Raw genomic sequence first — 14,370 nt, 5'->3', positions numbered from 1 at the left:
TTGCCCTGTGGGGCGGGTGGGAGGGATGTCGCTGGGATTGAGCCGCTCGGACTGTATCTACTCGAAGGCCATCGACCGGAAGGTGTCGCGGACCTCCGACAGGGGGGCGCGGTCGCGGGTGTAGTAGAGCTTGTTGGTGAGGAGGGTGGCCCAGCGGTGGTGGGTGGGGGAGATCCATAGGGCGGTGCCCGTGAAGCCGTAGTGGACCCAGGTGTCGTCGGTGGGGAGGGTGCCGGGGGCGGGGTGCCAGAAGAGGCCGCGCGGCGGGGTGAGGGTGCCCGTGTGGAGGTGGAGGGAGTCCTTGGTCCAGGTGGGGCCGAAGGCGGCTTGGGTGGGGTTGAGCATGTGGCGGGCGAAGGCGGAGAGGTCGGCGGCCGTGGAGAAGACGCCGGCGATGCCGCAGGTGCCGCCGAGGAGGCGGGCGGAGAAGTCGTGGGCGGTGCCCTTGAGGTGGCGGCCGGTTTCGTTGTCCAGTTCGGTCGGGGCGCTGCGGGCGACGTTCTCGGGAGTGAGCGGGCCGAAGGTGGTCTCGGTCATGCCCAGTGGTTGCCAGACCTGGGTGGTCGCGAGCTGGTCCAGGGGCTGGCCGCTGAGGTATTCGGCGAGGTAGCCGAGGACGAGGGCGGCGCGGTCGGTGTATTCGACTGCCTCGCCGGGTGGGCGGTGGAGGGCTTCGTGGAGGACGCCGTCGCGGATGTCCTGCGGGTCGGTGCCGTAGAGGTTGCGCAGGTTGGCGCGCAGGGGAAGCCCCGCGGTGTGGGTGAGCAGGTGGTGGGCTGTGGCGTCGCCGAGCGGGTGGCCGGCGACCTCGGGCCAGAAAGTGCCGAGCGGGGCGTCGAGCTGGAGTTTGCCGCTCTCGACGAGGATGCCGGTGGTGGACCAGACAGCGAGGATCTTGGTGAGGCTGGCGATGTCGAAGACCGTGTCGACCCGCATCGGCTGGTCCGGCTCGCCGGGGTCCAGAAGGCCAACTGCTCCGCCGGCTGTGGTGCCGTGTGGGTCGCCGACGGCCCAGACCGCGCCCGGGTAGACCTTGTCACGTACGCCGTCGTCCAGGAGCTGGTGGATGCGGTCGGTGTCGAGTGTCATGGTCTCCCCGTCGAGTGCCGGTGGTTTCCCTCCAGCCAGCGTAGTGAGGCCGTCGTGGGCGAACGGTGTGCCACGGCGGTGGGTTAGCCGAGCGGGTCGCCGAGTGCGGTCAAGGCGGAGGCGGTCGTGCTCAGTGGGTAGCGGGCGGCGTTCGCGTAGCCGATCTCGCGCAATGCGTCGAGCATCCCCGGGGTCGTACGGAGCCGGTTGATGTCGTGGGCGAGGGAGGGTTTCCCGACCGCGCGGCGGGCTGCGCTGTAGGAGATCGCGGATCCTCACTGGTGCGAGGGGGCTGGGAATCTCATCCAGAGAAGCTCGGTCGAAGGGGAGAGCTGGGTCCTTGCCCGGCTTCCGTGAAGTCGGCGTTGGTAGTCGGCTTCGCCCCCTCGCTTCTGCTGGTCACTCCGGGCGCTGGTTGTAGCGGTCGAGGGTGGCCTTGTTGGTGGACGCGTCCTGGAAGAGGAGCTCCCAGGGGCCGGTGTTGACGTCCATCTCCTTACCGAAGCCGACCCATTTGCCGGTGAAGCGGCGGCCGGTGGGTTCGGCGAGCATTTGGATGGCGCCGTGGTAGCGGGCGCCGCGGTAGTAGCCGTCGGGGGCGGTCTGTTCGGTCCAGGTGCCGGTGACGACGTTGCCGTCGATGGTGAGGTCCATCATGAGGGGGGAGTCGGAGGAGCCGGGGAGGCTGCGTACGGTGAGGCGGGCGCCGTGCTGGAGGATGACGACGTAGTGCAGGCCGGTGAACACGTCGTTGCCGCGGCCGGAGGAGACGTACTCGTACCGCGAGAGCCAGACGCCGGAGTAATTGCCGCGGGGTGTGGGCTGGGCGATGGGTGATCCGTGGACGGCTGCTATTCCGGTGGGTGAGGTGCCGAGGTCGTGGCCGCCATTGCCGTCGGCGGCGACGCGGTCCTGGGGTACGGGGGTTGTGAAGCCCAGGACCTCAATGGGCAGGCCGGTCACGGCTTCCAGGGCTCGGGCGTAGGCGGGACGCGGGGAGGTGGAGACGCCTGCCTCCCAGCGCTGGACGAGCCGCTTGGAGGCGTCGTTGGGTTCTCCTGTTCGCTGGCCCGCCTCGCGCAGGGCGCGGGCGAAGTCGTCCTGGGACATAAGCAGACCCATGCGGGCGGCGCGGAGCGAGCTGTTCGGCGTACTCATGTGACCACTCCCTTCCTCGTCGGCGGCTCTGACGCCCGAATAACGCCTCTGAAGCCGCCGCTTTGACGCCTTCAATGACATCACATTGGGCGACATTCCGGCGTCATCCTATGCGTGTGATCGATGAACCGTGGAATGAATTAGCGCAAGAGCCGCCGCCCGCCCGGGGGCGACCGGGCGGGCGGCCGTCAGATGACGAAGCACCCAATGGGGATGGGACCGCCCTGCTCGTACGCAGGTGGGCGAGCCGTCCTCGGTGCGTAGGCCTGGCGAGGGAGGAGCTGCGGCGTGACCTCGTCAACTGGGGCCAAGGTGAACTGTCTGACCAGGCGGAACTCGTGCTGTCGGAGCTGTTCACCAACGCGGTGCGGCATGCGCAGGTGCCGTGGGACCGGCTGATCGAGACGCGGTTCGAGCGTCTGGCCGGCGGGGTGCGGATCGAGGTGCATGACGCCGACGAGACACGGCCGGTGGTCAAGGAGCCATCGATGGACGATGAGTGGGGCCGCGGTCTGGCCCTGGTCGACGCGCTGACGGGTGGTTGCTGGGGTGTGAGCGGGCGCGCGGGCGTCGGGAAGCTGTTGTGGGCAGTGGTCGCCGGCGACAGCAGTGCAGGTGGATCGGCTGGTGGCGACACGATGGGAGAGATGGGACGTGACTGAAATCCCGGTGCGTGGTCGTACGGGTTTGGTCTCTGCCAGGCTGGCCGATGGGCTGCCGGTTGCGGGCAGCGAGTCCCTTTCGGGGCGCGGTACGTGGACGATCGGGACGACGATGGGTTTCGTCGTCGAGGGATATCTGCCGGAGTGGGCGGAGGAGGACCCGAGCCGGGAGGGTGTGCCTCCTGAGCTGCTTCCGGCGCGGCTGGCGGACGTCGGCCACTGGGTGCAGTTTGAGGGTCAGCCGATGAGGGTCCACAACCCGGCCGCCGACGGTGAGATGGTGGGGAACGGCCAGGTCTTCTCGGGTGGCATCGACTGCCACCCCTTCGCCGAGTATCCCGAGTCGCGCGTTCCCGTCGTCAATCTCGCGGTCGTCGGTGACATCTGGATCAACGGCCTCGACCCGAACGGCTTGACCGAGATCGCCGCGCAACTGCGGGCCCAGGCCGACCGCCTCGACCGCGAGGTGCGGCCCCGGCTCGTCGCTGCCCGCGCCGACTGGGCCGAACAGCACGGCGTTCGAATGATCCCCGCCAGTGGGGCTTCCACCGAGGTGGTCCCAACGGCGTCTTTGGTGAAGGCAGGCCCGAATTCTGGCTGATCGCAGTTCGGTGCGGCCCCGTCCGGTTTGGTCCGAGCGGGGCCGCCGGCCTTTTCCGTTGCCCGGTCAGCGGTGTCGGTGGGGTGGCCGTCCGATGGGGTCGGTGCTTTGCGGGATGAACGTTGTCGGAGGGACAGGGCGGTGGGCTCCCGCGGTGAGGGTGGTGCTGCGGGCCATCGCCGCTTGGGCGCGGGGGCCGCGGGCGGGGCGTGCTGCCAGGCGGTGGAGGCGCCAGGTGAGGACTTGGGCGGGGGAGTGGGCGTCCTTCAGGGTTCGTTGGTCGGCTGCTTGGCGGAGGAGGCGGGTGGGGTTGTGGCCGGCGGTTTCGGCGTCGGTGAGGGTGGTGGCCAGGGCTGGCCAGCTGGGGTCATTGAGGATCTGTTCCGCGTAGGCGGGAACTGTCTGGCGGATCTGATGGGCGTGGCGTTCGACGACGGGTTGCGGGGGTGTGCGGCGGGCGAGGGCTGCGAGTGGGGCTGCGGCGGCTTGGTCGTAGGCGGTTTGGAAGTGGGTGAGGGTTTGGCGGGTGGCTTCGACTTGCTGGTTGTGGTGGCGGGCGGCGGACCAGCGGCGGATGGCGATCACGGCGAGGATCGCGGCGTCGAGGAACATCGCCAGGCCGGTGCCGTCGGTGGTGGTGGGTTGGCGGGCGATGGTGCGGATGGCGTTGCGGAGGGCGCGGGCGTGCTGGTGGTCGGCGTGAATGCGGGAGCGGCTGGCGCGTTCGAAGGCTGCAGCGGCTGCGCGTAGTTGTGGGCGGATGTCGTTGGGTGCGTGGAGGGGGAGGATGTCGAGTGCTTCGGCGAACGCCGCGATGTGGGCCTGGGAGGCTGCGTCGTTGTTTTGGTCGAGGTGGTGGGGAATGCGTTCGGTGGCGGCGGTGGCCTGGTGCCAGGGGTTGGGCCGGCGCGGGCCGGCTGCCGGGGCCGGGTCGGTGGCGGCCAGGCGCTGGTGGATCTGGGGGTAGGAGAGGTCGGGGGCGAGGGTGGAGCCGGAGAACCAGACGGGCTTGCCCGCGGAGTTGGTGTCGCCGTCGAGTGCGACCTTGTATCCGCGGATGTCGCCGGAGGGGAAGCGCAGGGTTTCGACGAGGACGCCGCTGCTGGCCAGCAGGCGCAGGTACTCCTCGGGGCTGGTGGAGACGGCGACGACGGTGCGCGCGATCGTGCGGAGCTGTTCGCGGGGTGTGCGCGAGTGGCCGGTGCGCTGGGCCTTTTCGGTTTCGGCGCGGGTGGGGCGTTTGGCGGCGGTGCCGTCGCCGGGGGTGACGGCACGCAGGCCGTAGTCGATCTCGATGCGGCGGGCTTCGGCTTGGGCGTGTTTGTAGGAGAAGGAGTCGCGGGGCTTGGCGCCGTCCTGGCGGACTTTGGTGGCGAGGATGTGGATGTGGTTGTCGGCGTGCCGGACGGCGATCCAGCGGCAGGCCAAGTCGTCACCGTCGGGGGCGATGGCTGTGGCGTGGACGATGCGGCGGGCGATGTCGCCCCTATGGCTGTCGGTGAGGACGGGGTCTTCCGGGGCGGCGCGGACCGAGCAGTGCCAGACGGGCTTGGCGGGGCGTTCGTCGGGGTCGGCGGCCTGGACGGGCAGGTCGAGGTAGGCGGCGAGCTGTTTGAAGGTGGCGTTAGTGTCGCGGGCGGGGTCGGGGGCGAGGCCGTCGAGGGAGGCGATGAGGTGGGGGTCGGTGTGGGCTTCGTGGCCGCGGCCGGTGCGGTAGAGGTAGGCGATGGCGCCCGCGGTGCGGGTGCCGGCCTTGTGGATGGACGGGATCACGCCCGCTCCGCCAGGGCTTGGGCGGCAGCTTCCAGCCGGGCGGCGGCGCGGCGGACGTCGGCGAGGGCGGCTTCGGCGCCGATGGGGTCGCCGCCGGAGTTGAAGGTGCGGGTGATCTGGTTGATGTTGTTGCCGATGCGGGCCAGGTCGGTTCGAGCGGCGATGAGTTCGCGGATGGTGCCTCGTAGGTCGAGGAGGTTCGCGGCGACGCGGTTGATATCGTGGGCGGCGGCCAGGGATGCCTGGGCCATGAATTTGGCGAGGCTGGCTCCCGTGTGATCGGCGGCGGCCTTCACCTGGGCCCGCTCATTCGCGCTGAGGCGGACGCTGACGGCGGCGCGCTGCTTGTTCTGACGCGTACGGGTACGGCGCTGCGTGCGAGTACGGCTCGGGCTTGTCCTTGGTGCGGGGCCGCCCTCGGTTCCGTACCCCGCATCGGCCGCCCGTTGGCGGCCGGTGGCCTGTGCCACCCCCGGGGCGCAGGACCGCGTGCAGGACGCTCCCCCGACGGGGGAGTGTCCCAACGCACAACTTGCTCCGCTCGGGGCCGGGTTGGTTGGTATCTGTCCGGGGCGGGCGGGAGCTTTGTGGTGCGGGTCGTGCACGGGGGTGTCTCCGTTCGGAGTTGGGCCGGTGTCGGGGGTTGTCGGCCATGGCGGGCGGGTGGGAAGGTCCCGGCAGCCGGTCCTGCTACCTGATTCCGTGCGCTCACGGCTGTGTTCCGTGCCCGGTCGTCGGGGTGACCGGATGGGCGGGCCAGCGTTGGCGGGCCCGCCCTTTGGCCTGCGGGGAGTTCCGGTCAGCGGCCGTGTTGCTCGCGGCGCAGGGCGGTCATGACCTGGGTGAGCCGGTCCTCGGCGATGGTGTGGCCGGCGGCGTGGACGTGGTCGCGGACCACGGCCCGGGTGGGGTTCTCGTGCGCCACGAAGACGGGACGGGCCAGGGCAAGGAGTTCGTCGAGTTCGGCGCTGGGCGGGCGGCCGATCCGGCGAACCGACTCGTCGGGTATCGCGGAGGGTTGCTCTTCGGCGCGCGCGTGTTCGACAGGCGGCTGGCCGGACGACGGGTCCGCCTCGGCCTCCGCGTCCTGTGTGGGCGGTTCTTCGGTCTCGGGTGCCGAGTCCGAAGACGGCGGGGTCTCCGTCGGCCGGTGTACTGGCACTTGGGCTGCGGGTGCGTCGTGGCGGGTGATGAGGATGTGGAGGTGGACGGCTCCGGCGAGGGCGAGTGGGGCGAGGGTGGACAGGATGCCGACGGTGGTGTCGCCGAGGTGGAGGCCGGTGGTGTGGGTTTGCTGGTTGAGGCGGATGGCGTGGAGGGCGTTGGCCCAGATGCTGGCGGCTGTGGCGGTGGTGAAGAGGGTCCAGATGTAGAGGCGGGCGCGGAAGGGCGCGGTGCGCAGGACGAGCAGGGCGCGGATGCCGTAGGCGATGAAGCCGTCGATGACGGCGGGGAAGAGGTACGTCAGAGCTGGGCGGACGTGGATCGCGACGGCCATCTGCTGAAGGGCGTCGTAGGAGAGTGCGCAGCCCGCGCCGCCGAGGACGGTGATGACGGCGCGGTCCCAGGCGGTGGCCCGGGGCACGGGGACATGGGCGTTCGGGTGCATGCGGGGATCTCCGGGGAAGGGGTGGCTTCCGCGCTGGCACGCGTCGGCGGAGGCGGTGGAAGTGGTTGTGACAGGCGGCCGGTGGGCCTCTTTTTCGCGAGCGGGGCCCGTTACGAGGCGTCGTGCCGTCTGCGGTCTCGGCCGGTGAGGATGACGCGGTCGGTCATCTCGGCGAGGCGGGAGGCGACGCGGTCGCCGACGGCGTCGCGGAGTTCAGCGACGGGCAGGTTGGTGGTGACCAGCGTCGGCAGCATGTGGTTGTAGCGGTGGTTGACCAGCCGATATGTCAGCTCTTCGGTCCACGCGGACTGCTTGGCGGCGCCGAGGTCGTCCAGCAGGAGGAGGGGGCACCGGGCCAGGCGCCAGAGCTGTTGCTCGGGATCGGTGCCGTGCTGGGGGCGTTGGGCTGCGTAGAGGTCGGCGGCGGTCGTCGACGCCCAGCGCAGTCGGACACCGGCGGCGAGCAGGCTCCGGATCGCGCCGTACGCCTGGTGGGTCTTGCCGGTGCCGGTGGGTCCGGCGATCAGCAGCGACGGGCCCGTGGCGATGCCCGGCGCTCCGCCCGGCCCTGGCCTGCCCGCGGCGGTGATCGCGGTGACCCAGGCGGTGACGCGCGGGTGGTCGGCGAGGGCGTGCCGGTAGCGGGGTGGGATACGGGCGTCGGCGAGCTCCAGCGCGGTTGCCGGTTCCGGCTCGGGCGCCAGGACGCGCGTGTGCGGGTCGATGCCTCGGGCGGAGAGGATCGCGGCGAGACGGTTCACCGCGCCGCCGGCGGTTCGGGGTTCGCGGGTTGCGGTCGTCACAGGTCACCCCCGTAGGCGGCCTCGACGTCGGCGGGATTCGTCCACGCGCGGTGCGGCGTACGGGCGTTGGCCTGCGACGGACTGGCGTTCATGGCCTCGTTGACCAGGCTCGGCAGCACGCTGGGGCTCAGGCCCTTGGCGCGGAGACGGTCCAGCCCGGCCCGTACGTGGTCGGCCGCGATGCCCTCGGCGAGCAACTGCTGGACCTCGCGGCCGAGGTGCCCGAGGAACTTCTCCGGCGGGCGGTGGGCGCACGCGGCGACGTACTCGCCGAGGAGCTGCTTCGCTGAGACGACCGGGGTGGGCGCGGGGGCGCTCGCGCCCCCCGAAGGAACAGATCCTAGATCCACGATCCTAGGTCCAAGATCCGGACGCCGAGGGCTCAGTGAGCCCTCATCGAATGCCGTCTGACCTGAGGTTTCGCGATTCAATGAGATCTCACTGAGCCGTCGCGACTCCTCGGTGAGTCCTCCATGAGGGCTCACCGCACCCTCACGGAGGGGTCGTGGAGTCCTCCGCGACGGCTCACGGACGTCGGCCGGGCCGTCGTGCTGCGGGCAGGGGGGTGCGCGGACTCCGCTGGGCCGGTTGATCTTCTGGTGGCGGTGCCAGGTGACCACGTGGAGGTACTGCTTGCCGTCGTCGCCTTCGTAGCGGCAGACGAGATCGGCGGCGGCGAGCTGGGTGAGGTCGTCCTCGACACCAAGGGGACCGTGGTCGGGGCGCAGGGACCAGAGCAGGCCGGCGATGACGGCGGGCTGGTCGCGGAAGCGGCCGTGGTCGTCGGCTTGCGTGAGCAGGCCGAAGAAGGTCCGCTCGGCCGACAGGGACACCGCGGCGAGGGACTCGGAGCTGAAGGCTTCGGGCTTGATGGTGCGTATTCGGGCCACCGCTCACCACCCCGCCGTCGGGACGGGTCGGGGGAACGGGGGTGCGGTGCGGGTGGTCGGGGTCGTACTGTGGTGCACAGAGCTCCTTGTCAGTGGGCCATGCGGGGTGGCAGCCCCGGCGTGCTGGCGGACCGTTCAGGGATGGGCGGACAGGGTTTCTGCTTCGGCCTCCGGCGTTCTCAGCGCCGGGGGCCTTTCTCGTTATGGACGGTGGGATCGACAGTTAAACCACACCCCGGTCGAACAGTCCATACATAGCTCTGCTTTTCTGTGGAATTCGGAGTGAAAAGCCTTGCGGCGTATGGCCCGCACCGTAGCCGTAGATCAAGGATCGTCCAAACCAAGGTCCGGCCAGGTCAACGTCCTGACACAGAGTCCGCGTTGTCCGTTCTGGGCTGATTCAGGGCGCGTCCGGGATTCGGTGCTACCGTCCGGCCTGCGACCCGCTTCCGTATTTACGCAGCCGCGTTGTACACCCGAAAATGCCGTTTCCCAAACGGCATTTCCCGAGGTACAACATGACGTCCCTCCGAAAGCCCTCCACGGCTTACGCCCATCCCTGAACCACCGGCCGGCACCACTGGGGCTGCCACCCCGCGCCGACCGGAGAAGGAGCCCTGCTTTGCGCCCACCCGCTTCATCCCCGCATCGCCTCTCCGCGCCGCGCGCCGCGACGGAGGGGGCCGCCCGTGCCTGAGCGCCTGCTGAAGATCCCCGAGGCCGCCGAACGCCTCGGCACCGGCGAGCGCTTCATTCGCCGCCTCATATCCGAGCGGCGGATCGCCTTCGTCAAGGTCGGCCGCCACGTCCGGATCACCGAAACCGTCCTCGACGCCTACATCGAGGCCAACACGGTCCAGCCCGTCACCCGCCGCCACACCCGCGTCCGTGCGCGCTCGTCGTATGGGAGGGCTGCCTGATGGCCAAGCAGTCACGGCGCCGCTTCGGCGCCATCCGCAAGCTGCCGTCCGGCCGCTTCCAAGCCCGCTATCGTGCGCCGGACGGCCTGGAGCGGCGAGCGCCGGAGACATTCGAGACGAAGACGGACGCCGAGGTGTGGCTCTCCCAGATCGAGGCCGACCTCACCCGCGGGGACTGGACCGATCCGGACGCGGGTGCGGTCAACTTTGAGGAGTATGCCCTGCGCTGGGTCGCGGAGCGCGGGTTGGCGCCGACCACCGAGGAGCTATACCGGCGTCTGCTGCGGCTCCACGTCCTGCCCGGCTTCCGCCAGTGGGACCTCGACGAGATCACCCCGCCCCGGGTGCGGACCTGGCGGGCCGAGCGGCTGGAGGCGACCGGGGCGGCGACGACGGTCGCCAAGGCGTACCGGCTGCTCAAAGCGATCCTCCAGACCGCGGCCGACGACGAGTTGATCCGCCGCAACCCGTGCCGCATCAAGGGCGCGGGCAAGGAGGAGGCCGACGAGCGGCCCATCGCCACCATCGAGCAGGTCGACGCCCTCGCCGACGCGGTCGGTCCGCGCTGGCGGCTGATGGTCTACCTCGCTGCCTTCGCCAGCCTGCGTCCGGAAGAGCAGGCCGAGTTGCGGCGGCCGGACGTCACCGTGAACGACGGGGTCGTGGTGCTGCGGATCAGCCGTGCCTCCCCCGAGTTGACGACGGGTCGACGGGTCACAGGTGATCCGAAATCGCGGGCCGGGAAACGCGTCGTCGTGCTGCCTGGCTTCCTGGCGGTGGATGTGCGGCGGCACCTGGACTGGTTCGCGGCGAAGGAGCCGGACGGGCTCCTGTTCGTCGGCGAGAAGGGCGCACCGTTCCGGCGCTCCACGTTCGGACGGAGGTGGCGCCGGGCGCGGGACACGGTCGGGCTGCCGCCGGCCTTCCGGTTCTACGACCTGCGGGGCACTGGCAACACCCTCGCAGCCGACACCGGCGCCAAGCTGAAGGACCTGATGGTCCGTGCCGGGCACTCGTCGCAGAAGGCCCAGCTGATCTACCAGCACTCCACGTTGGAGCATCAGCGGCGGCTGGCGCAGGCCATCGACGCCCATGTCCGTGACCGGCGCGCTGGTGGCAAGCAGTCTGGAGGCGATGCCCGGCACGCTTGATGGCGTGTGCCGCACGGCGGCCGTAGCAGGTTCTCCTGCCGCGGTCGCCGTGTTGGCGTGAACCTAGCCGTGCGTATTCGACGTCCGGCACGATCGGCCGCATGACGTATGTGGTGACGGTGGACGCGGAGGTCCCCGAAGGCGCCCCCGAACTGGACGCGCTGCAGCGCGAAGGCGTGATCAACCTGTTGGGCAAGCACCTGGACCAGCTCGACGCGATCGAAGGACCGGACGACCTGGAGGTCGATGTCCTCGACCGGGTGATCGCGGTCTACCCAGGTGGTGCGATCGTGAAGGTGTTCGTGGACGCGCCCGCGCTGGAAATGGCGGAGGAAGCCGTGCAAGCGGTGATGACGGACATCCTCGAACGCACCGAACTACTCGCGGACTGGACCATCGCCCGCTGCGAGGTCGAGTTGCATGATGGCATCGCGCAGCAAAGCCTCGACGCAGCCGACGGACCGGATGCGCCGGCCTTGGATCCCGCCGAGCGTGCCCGTCTGCACCGTGAAGCACGTACCGAGTCCTCATCGGGCAAGCCCGACGAGGCGGAAGTGGAGGCGATGCGCAGCAAGCTGCGCACCATGGGCACTCAGCTCCATGCCTTCTCCCTCGACTCCTTCGGCTACACCGAGGACAAGGAAGAGGAGGACGAGGAGGGATACGGTCCGCTCGTCAGCGAGGAATCGGCCGAGATCGCCGCAGGCGCCCTCGTGTACGGCATTCACCTTCTCGTGGATGAACTGTTCGCCGACCTCGGCCGGCTGGAGAACGACGGGCCGAACGTCGCCGAGAGCGACGAGGTCTTCATGGTCCTCGAGGGTCTGCCCGAGCGGTACGTCCTCAAGTACGACGTGCTGTTCGTGCGCCGACTGGTCACCACGGCTGTCTGCATGACCGCCCGCCTTACGCAGCCGGATTTCGGACCGTTGACCTGTGTCGCCGAGGAGTTGCTCATGCGCCTCCTCCTGACCGAGGCCGAGGTGACAGCCGACCTGTACGGACTGCTCGGCGACGAGGTCCGCCAAGCCTTCGAAATCTTCGCCGATGAGGTCTATGAGGACATGGATCACGAATGGCTTTACCAGCCCTCCGCGGACGGAATCGACGAAGACCCTGCTTTCGCCCACATGAGAATTGCCCCCATGGGCATCAACGACTGGTTCAAGCCCTTCAACAGCGAACGCTCCGTCCACGTCTACGCAGCGGACGACGACAGCGACGCCGGCACCGAGTCAAAGACCGAGGGGTGAGGGCGCAACCCCGTGTGGCACGGCCATGGCACGCCCAGGCGGGGACGGCATCAGAGGGCGTTCAGAGCGTCCGCGTAGGGGACTTCGGTGCCGTGATGAGGGCGCATAAGGGGACCAACGGGGGCACTCTTCGTGAAATCGTGTGACGCGCCTCACTGAAAAGGCGTCTCGCGATTCGAGAAAGCCTCGGTGTTCACCGGTCAGTCACGGTTAATCGGGGCATTAGCGTCCGGAATTTCGGCCTAGTGGCACGCGAATGGCACGCGACCCTCGAATTGGTCCAGACAACAAACAAGCCCCAAGTCTTCGACCTGGGGCTTTATCAAAGAGCGGATGACGGGAATCGAACCCGCGCTCTGAGCTTGGGAAGCTCATGTTCTACCATTAAACTACATCCGCGTGAAGGCCCTGGTGGGGGTGGCTTCGTGGGGGAGTCTACCGCATGTGGGGGGTGGGGTGGGGCGTAGGTTGGGGGCGGAGTGGTGAGTGGGTGCGCGGTGGGTTGATCCCCTAATGTGTGGGTTTGTCGTCCACGCCGGTTGGTTGGGGAAGGGACTTGATGGAGCGCACCGTTGTTCGTTGTGCCGAGGGGCATGTGTTCAGTACGGCTTCGTTCCCGATGCAGCATTTGGGGGCCGAGCGGTTGGGGCCCGGGCGGTTGTTGAGGTGTCCCAAGTGCGCGCGGCTGAGGCACGCGGTGCCGGTGGCCGGGGGCGGGGAGAAGCGGTAGTCGGAGGCCGGTGAGGTGGCGGCTCCGGGCCGGAGGATTGGGTCGGGGCCGCTCCGGGCGCGTAACCTTCGGGGCGTGCTTCTCTCTGACAAGGACATTCGAGCCGAAATCGACAACGGACGCGTGCGCGTGGACCCGTTCGAGCCGTCGATGGTGCAGCCGTCGAGTATTGATGTGCGGCTGGACCGGTTCTTCCGGGTGTTCGAGAACCACCGGTATCCGCACATCGACCCGGCGGTGGAACAGCCGGATCTGACGCGGCTGGTGGAGCCGGAGGGTGACGAGCCGTTCATCCTGCATCCGGGGGAATTCGTGCTCGGGTCGACGTACGAGGTCATCTCGTTGCCCGACGACATGGCGTCTCGGCTGGAGGGGAAGTCGAGTCTGGGGCGGCTGGGGCTGCTGACGCACTCGACCGCGGGGTTCATCGACCCCGGTTTCTCCGGGCATGTGACCCTGGAGCTGTCGAATGTCGCGACGCTCCCGATCAAGCTCTGGCCCGGAATGAAGATCGGGCAGCTCTGCCTCTTCCGGCTGACCTCGCCCGCCGAATTCCCTTACGGATCGCAGCAGTACGGCTCCCGTTACCAGGGGCAGCGCGGGCCGACGCCTTCACGGTCCTTCATGAACTTCCACCGCACCAAGGTCTGAGACCACGGGGCGGGTCAGATCAGCGGCAGCTTGAACAGGCAGAGCAGCGCGACCAGTTGGATCGACGCCGCCCCGAGCGCCTTCGGCCACGGCAGGTCGTGCGACTTGCTGACCATCGAGGTGAGCAGCGCGGCGCAGCCCAGCCAGGTGAGCCAGCCCAGGAGTTGGACGAAGCTGTTGGCGCCGCCGAGGAAGAGCGCGAAGAAGAGACGCGGGGCGTCGGTGAGCGTCGTGATCAGGAGCGAGAGCCCGATCGTCGGCGCCCAGGCGCCGTCGCCGCCGAACTGCCGCGCGAGGGTGTTGGTGACCGCGCCGAGCGTGACCGCGGAGATGACGACGGCGACGGCCGTGGTGAGCACCCACGGGATGCTGGTGGTGAGCGTCGCGTCCAGGACGTCGCTGCGGGCGGCGTCGAAGCCGAAGACGGCGAGCAGCCCGTAGAGGAAGGTCACGGTCAGGGCCGGGCCCCAGACCGTGTGGTCGCGCATCTGCCAGAAGGTGCGGCCGGGGCGCAGCACGACGCCGCTCAGCAACTCCTTCCAGTGCAGCCGCGGACCGACCGGCGGCGCGGCGGACTGACCCGCGCGGTACGTCGCCACGTTGTCCCCCGAGTACGGGGGCTGGGTGTACGGGTCCTGTGCGTGCGAAGGCTGCGCGTACGGCTGCTGCCCGGCGTACGGATCGACGTACGGCTCCTGGCCCTGGCCCGCGAACCCGGCGCCCAGCGTGAACGCCTTCGTCTGGCCGGGCGACTCGTCGTACCCGCCGGGCTGCCCCGCCGCGGGCGCGTAGTACTCCGGCTCGCCGGGAGGCGTTCCGTACGAGCCCTGCCCGTGACCCGCGCCCTGCCCGTAACCGGCGCCCTGCCCGTACCCCGCGCCCTGCCCGTGACCCGCGCCGTATCCCGGCCCCTGGCCGGGACGGCCGCCCCGGCCACCGCCCTCACCGTGTCGATTCCTGAATCCAGCCACGTCATCGAACGTACCCGGTAAGCCGCCGCACCGCTCCTGTCGGCCGGTCCGCCGCCGCCCATTGCTGCCAACCTGTGACACGCGGCGGCGAACCCGTCGACGGACCCCC

14 protein-coding genes, 1 tRNA gene and 1 pseudogene are annotated in these 14,370 nt (G+C 69.6%); 6 read left to right on the top strand and 10 right to left on the bottom strand.

Annotated features, from left to right (window positions below):
- Positions 1 to 57 precede the first annotated feature (57 nt).
- The 3 genes and pseudogenes from ACIQCJ_RS27035 to ACIQCJ_RS27025 form a co-directional block, all read right to left on the bottom strand.
- Positions 58 to 1,089 (bottom strand): serine hydrolase domain-containing protein, encoded by a 1,032-nt coding sequence (locus ACIQCJ_RS27035; protein ID WP_402712789.1) that lies wholly within the window; start codon positions 1,087 to 1,089, stop codon positions 58 to 60.
- Between the two features lie 83 nt (positions 1,090 to 1,172).
- A pseudogene (locus tag ACIQCJ_RS27030) lies at positions 1,173 to 1,316 on the bottom strand (glycosyltransferase); the annotation flags it as partial.
- Positions 1,317 to 1,488: 172 nt separating this feature from the next.
- Complete coding sequence (locus tag ACIQCJ_RS27025) at positions 1,489 to 2,247, bottom strand: helix-turn-helix domain-containing protein (RefSeq protein ID WP_402712788.1); 759 nt, start codon at positions 2,245 to 2,247, stop codon at positions 1,489 to 1,491.
- 266 nt (positions 2,248 to 2,513) lie between these two features.
- On the opposite strand from ACIQCJ_RS27025, the gene ACIQCJ_RS27020 reads away from it, so the two are divergent.
- The gene (locus tag ACIQCJ_RS27020) at positions 2,514 to 2,909 is read left to right on the top strand and encodes an ATP-binding protein (RefSeq protein ID WP_402712935.1); all 396 of its coding nucleotides are present in this window, start codon (positions 2,514 to 2,516) and stop codon (positions 2,907 to 2,909) included.
- Positions 2,902 to 3,510: a DUF6907 domain-containing protein gene (locus ACIQCJ_RS27015; RefSeq protein WP_402712787.1), complete on the top strand. Its 609-nt coding sequence runs from the start codon at positions 2,902 to 2,904 to the stop codon at positions 3,508 to 3,510. The genes ACIQCJ_RS27020 and ACIQCJ_RS27015 overlap by 8 nt, the downstream gene beginning before the upstream one ends.
- Positions 3,511 to 3,576: 66 nt before the next feature.
- Here ACIQCJ_RS27015 and ACIQCJ_RS27010 read toward each other — a convergent pair whose 3' ends face one another.
- The 5 genes from ACIQCJ_RS27010 to ACIQCJ_RS26990 all read right to left on the bottom strand — a co-directional run bounded on the left by ACIQCJ_RS27010 (position 3,577) and on the right by ACIQCJ_RS26990 (position 8,585).
- A complete protein-coding gene (locus ACIQCJ_RS27010; protein WP_402712786.1) occupies positions 3,577 to 5,283 on the bottom strand; it encodes a relaxase/mobilization nuclease domain-containing protein in 1,707 nt (568 codons plus the stop codon).
- Positions 5,280 to 5,753: a plasmid mobilization protein gene (locus ACIQCJ_RS27005; RefSeq protein WP_402712785.1), complete on the bottom strand. Its 474-nt coding sequence runs from the start codon at positions 5,751 to 5,753 to the stop codon at positions 5,280 to 5,282. Before ACIQCJ_RS27005 ends, ACIQCJ_RS27010 begins: the two co-directional genes overlap by 4 nt.
- A 329-nt stretch (positions 5,754 to 6,082) precedes the next feature.
- A complete protein-coding gene (locus tag ACIQCJ_RS27000) occupies positions 6,083 to 6,892 on the bottom strand; it encodes a DUF2637 domain-containing protein (RefSeq protein ID WP_402712784.1) in 810 nt (269 codons plus the stop codon).
- A 110-nt stretch (positions 6,893 to 7,002) separates the two neighbouring features.
- Positions 7,003 to 7,695, bottom strand: coding sequence for an ATP-binding protein (locus ACIQCJ_RS26995; protein ID WP_402712783.1), 693 nt, complete (start codon positions 7,693 to 7,695; stop codon positions 7,003 to 7,005).
- Positions 7,692 to 8,585 carry a hypothetical protein gene (locus ACIQCJ_RS26990; RefSeq protein ID WP_402712782.1) on the bottom strand — a complete coding sequence of 298 codons (894 nt, stop codon included), beginning with the start codon at positions 8,583 to 8,585 and terminating at the stop codon, positions 7,692 to 7,694. Before ACIQCJ_RS26990 ends, ACIQCJ_RS26995 begins: the two co-directional genes overlap by 4 nt.
- 689 nt (positions 8,586 to 9,274) lie before the next feature.
- On the opposite strand from ACIQCJ_RS26990, the gene ACIQCJ_RS26985 reads away from it, so the two are divergent.
- From ACIQCJ_RS26985 to ACIQCJ_RS26975, 3 genes are all read left to right on the top strand, one after another.
- A complete protein-coding gene (locus tag ACIQCJ_RS26985; RefSeq protein ID WP_402712781.1) occupies positions 9,275 to 9,505 on the top strand; it encodes an excisionase family DNA-binding protein in 231 nt (76 codons plus the stop codon).
- Positions 9,505 to 10,656: a tyrosine-type recombinase/integrase gene (locus ACIQCJ_RS26980; protein ID WP_402712780.1), complete on the top strand. Its 1,152-nt coding sequence runs from the start codon at positions 9,505 to 9,507 to the stop codon at positions 10,654 to 10,656. Before ACIQCJ_RS26985 ends, ACIQCJ_RS26980 begins: the two co-directional genes overlap by 1 nt.
- Positions 10,657 to 10,757: 101 nt before the next feature.
- On the top strand, positions 10,758 to 11,909 hold the full coding sequence (locus tag ACIQCJ_RS26975; RefSeq protein ID WP_402712779.1) for a hypothetical protein: 1,152 nt from the start codon (positions 10,758 to 10,760) through the stop codon (positions 11,907 to 11,909).
- Positions 11,910 to 12,237: 328 nt separating this feature from the next.
- Here ACIQCJ_RS26975 and ACIQCJ_RS26970 read toward each other — a convergent pair.
- Positions 12,238 to 12,308 (bottom strand) — tRNA-Gly (locus ACIQCJ_RS26970).
- A 406-nt stretch (positions 12,309 to 12,714) separates the two neighbouring features.
- Here ACIQCJ_RS26970 and dcd point away from each other — a divergent pair.
- Positions 12,715 to 13,290, top strand: coding sequence for a dCTP deaminase (dcd, locus tag ACIQCJ_RS26965; protein WP_355346279.1), 576 nt, complete (start codon positions 12,715 to 12,717; stop codon positions 13,288 to 13,290).
- A 14-nt stretch (positions 13,291 to 13,304) separates the two neighbouring features.
- Here dcd and ACIQCJ_RS26960 read toward each other — a convergent pair whose 3' ends face one another.
- Complete coding sequence (locus ACIQCJ_RS26960) at positions 13,305 to 14,342, bottom strand: YIP1 family protein (RefSeq protein WP_402712778.1); 1,038 nt, start codon at positions 14,340 to 14,342, stop codon at positions 13,305 to 13,307.
- Positions 14,343 to 14,370: the final 28 nt, after the last annotated feature.

Source organism: Streptomyces sp. NPDC093221, from assembly GCF_044753885.1.
GTDB lineage: Bacteria > Actinomycetota > Actinomycetes > Streptomycetales > Streptomycetaceae > Actinacidiphila.
This window is presented reverse-complemented; position numbering and strand designations above follow the sequence as displayed.

Coding starts and splice junctions, on each gene's coding strand:
- ACIQCJ_RS27035 (WP_402712789.1), bottom strand. CDS start 1,089: ATGACACTCGACACCGACCGCATCCACCAGCTCCTGGACGACGGCGTA.
- ACIQCJ_RS27025 (WP_402712788.1), bottom strand. CDS start 2,247: ATGAGTACGCCGAACAGCTCGCTCCGCGCCGCCCGCATGGGTCTGCTT.
- ACIQCJ_RS27000 (WP_402712784.1), bottom strand. CDS start 6,892: ATGCACCCGAACGCCCATGTCCCCGTGCCCCGGGCCACCGCCTGGGAC.
- ACIQCJ_RS26980 (WP_402712780.1), top strand. CDS start 9,505: ATGGCCAAGCAGTCACGGCGCCGCTTCGGCGCCATCCGCAAGCTGCCG.
- ACIQCJ_RS26975 (WP_402712779.1), top strand. CDS start 10,758: ATGACGTATGTGGTGACGGTGGACGCGGAGGTCCCCGAAGGCGCCCCC.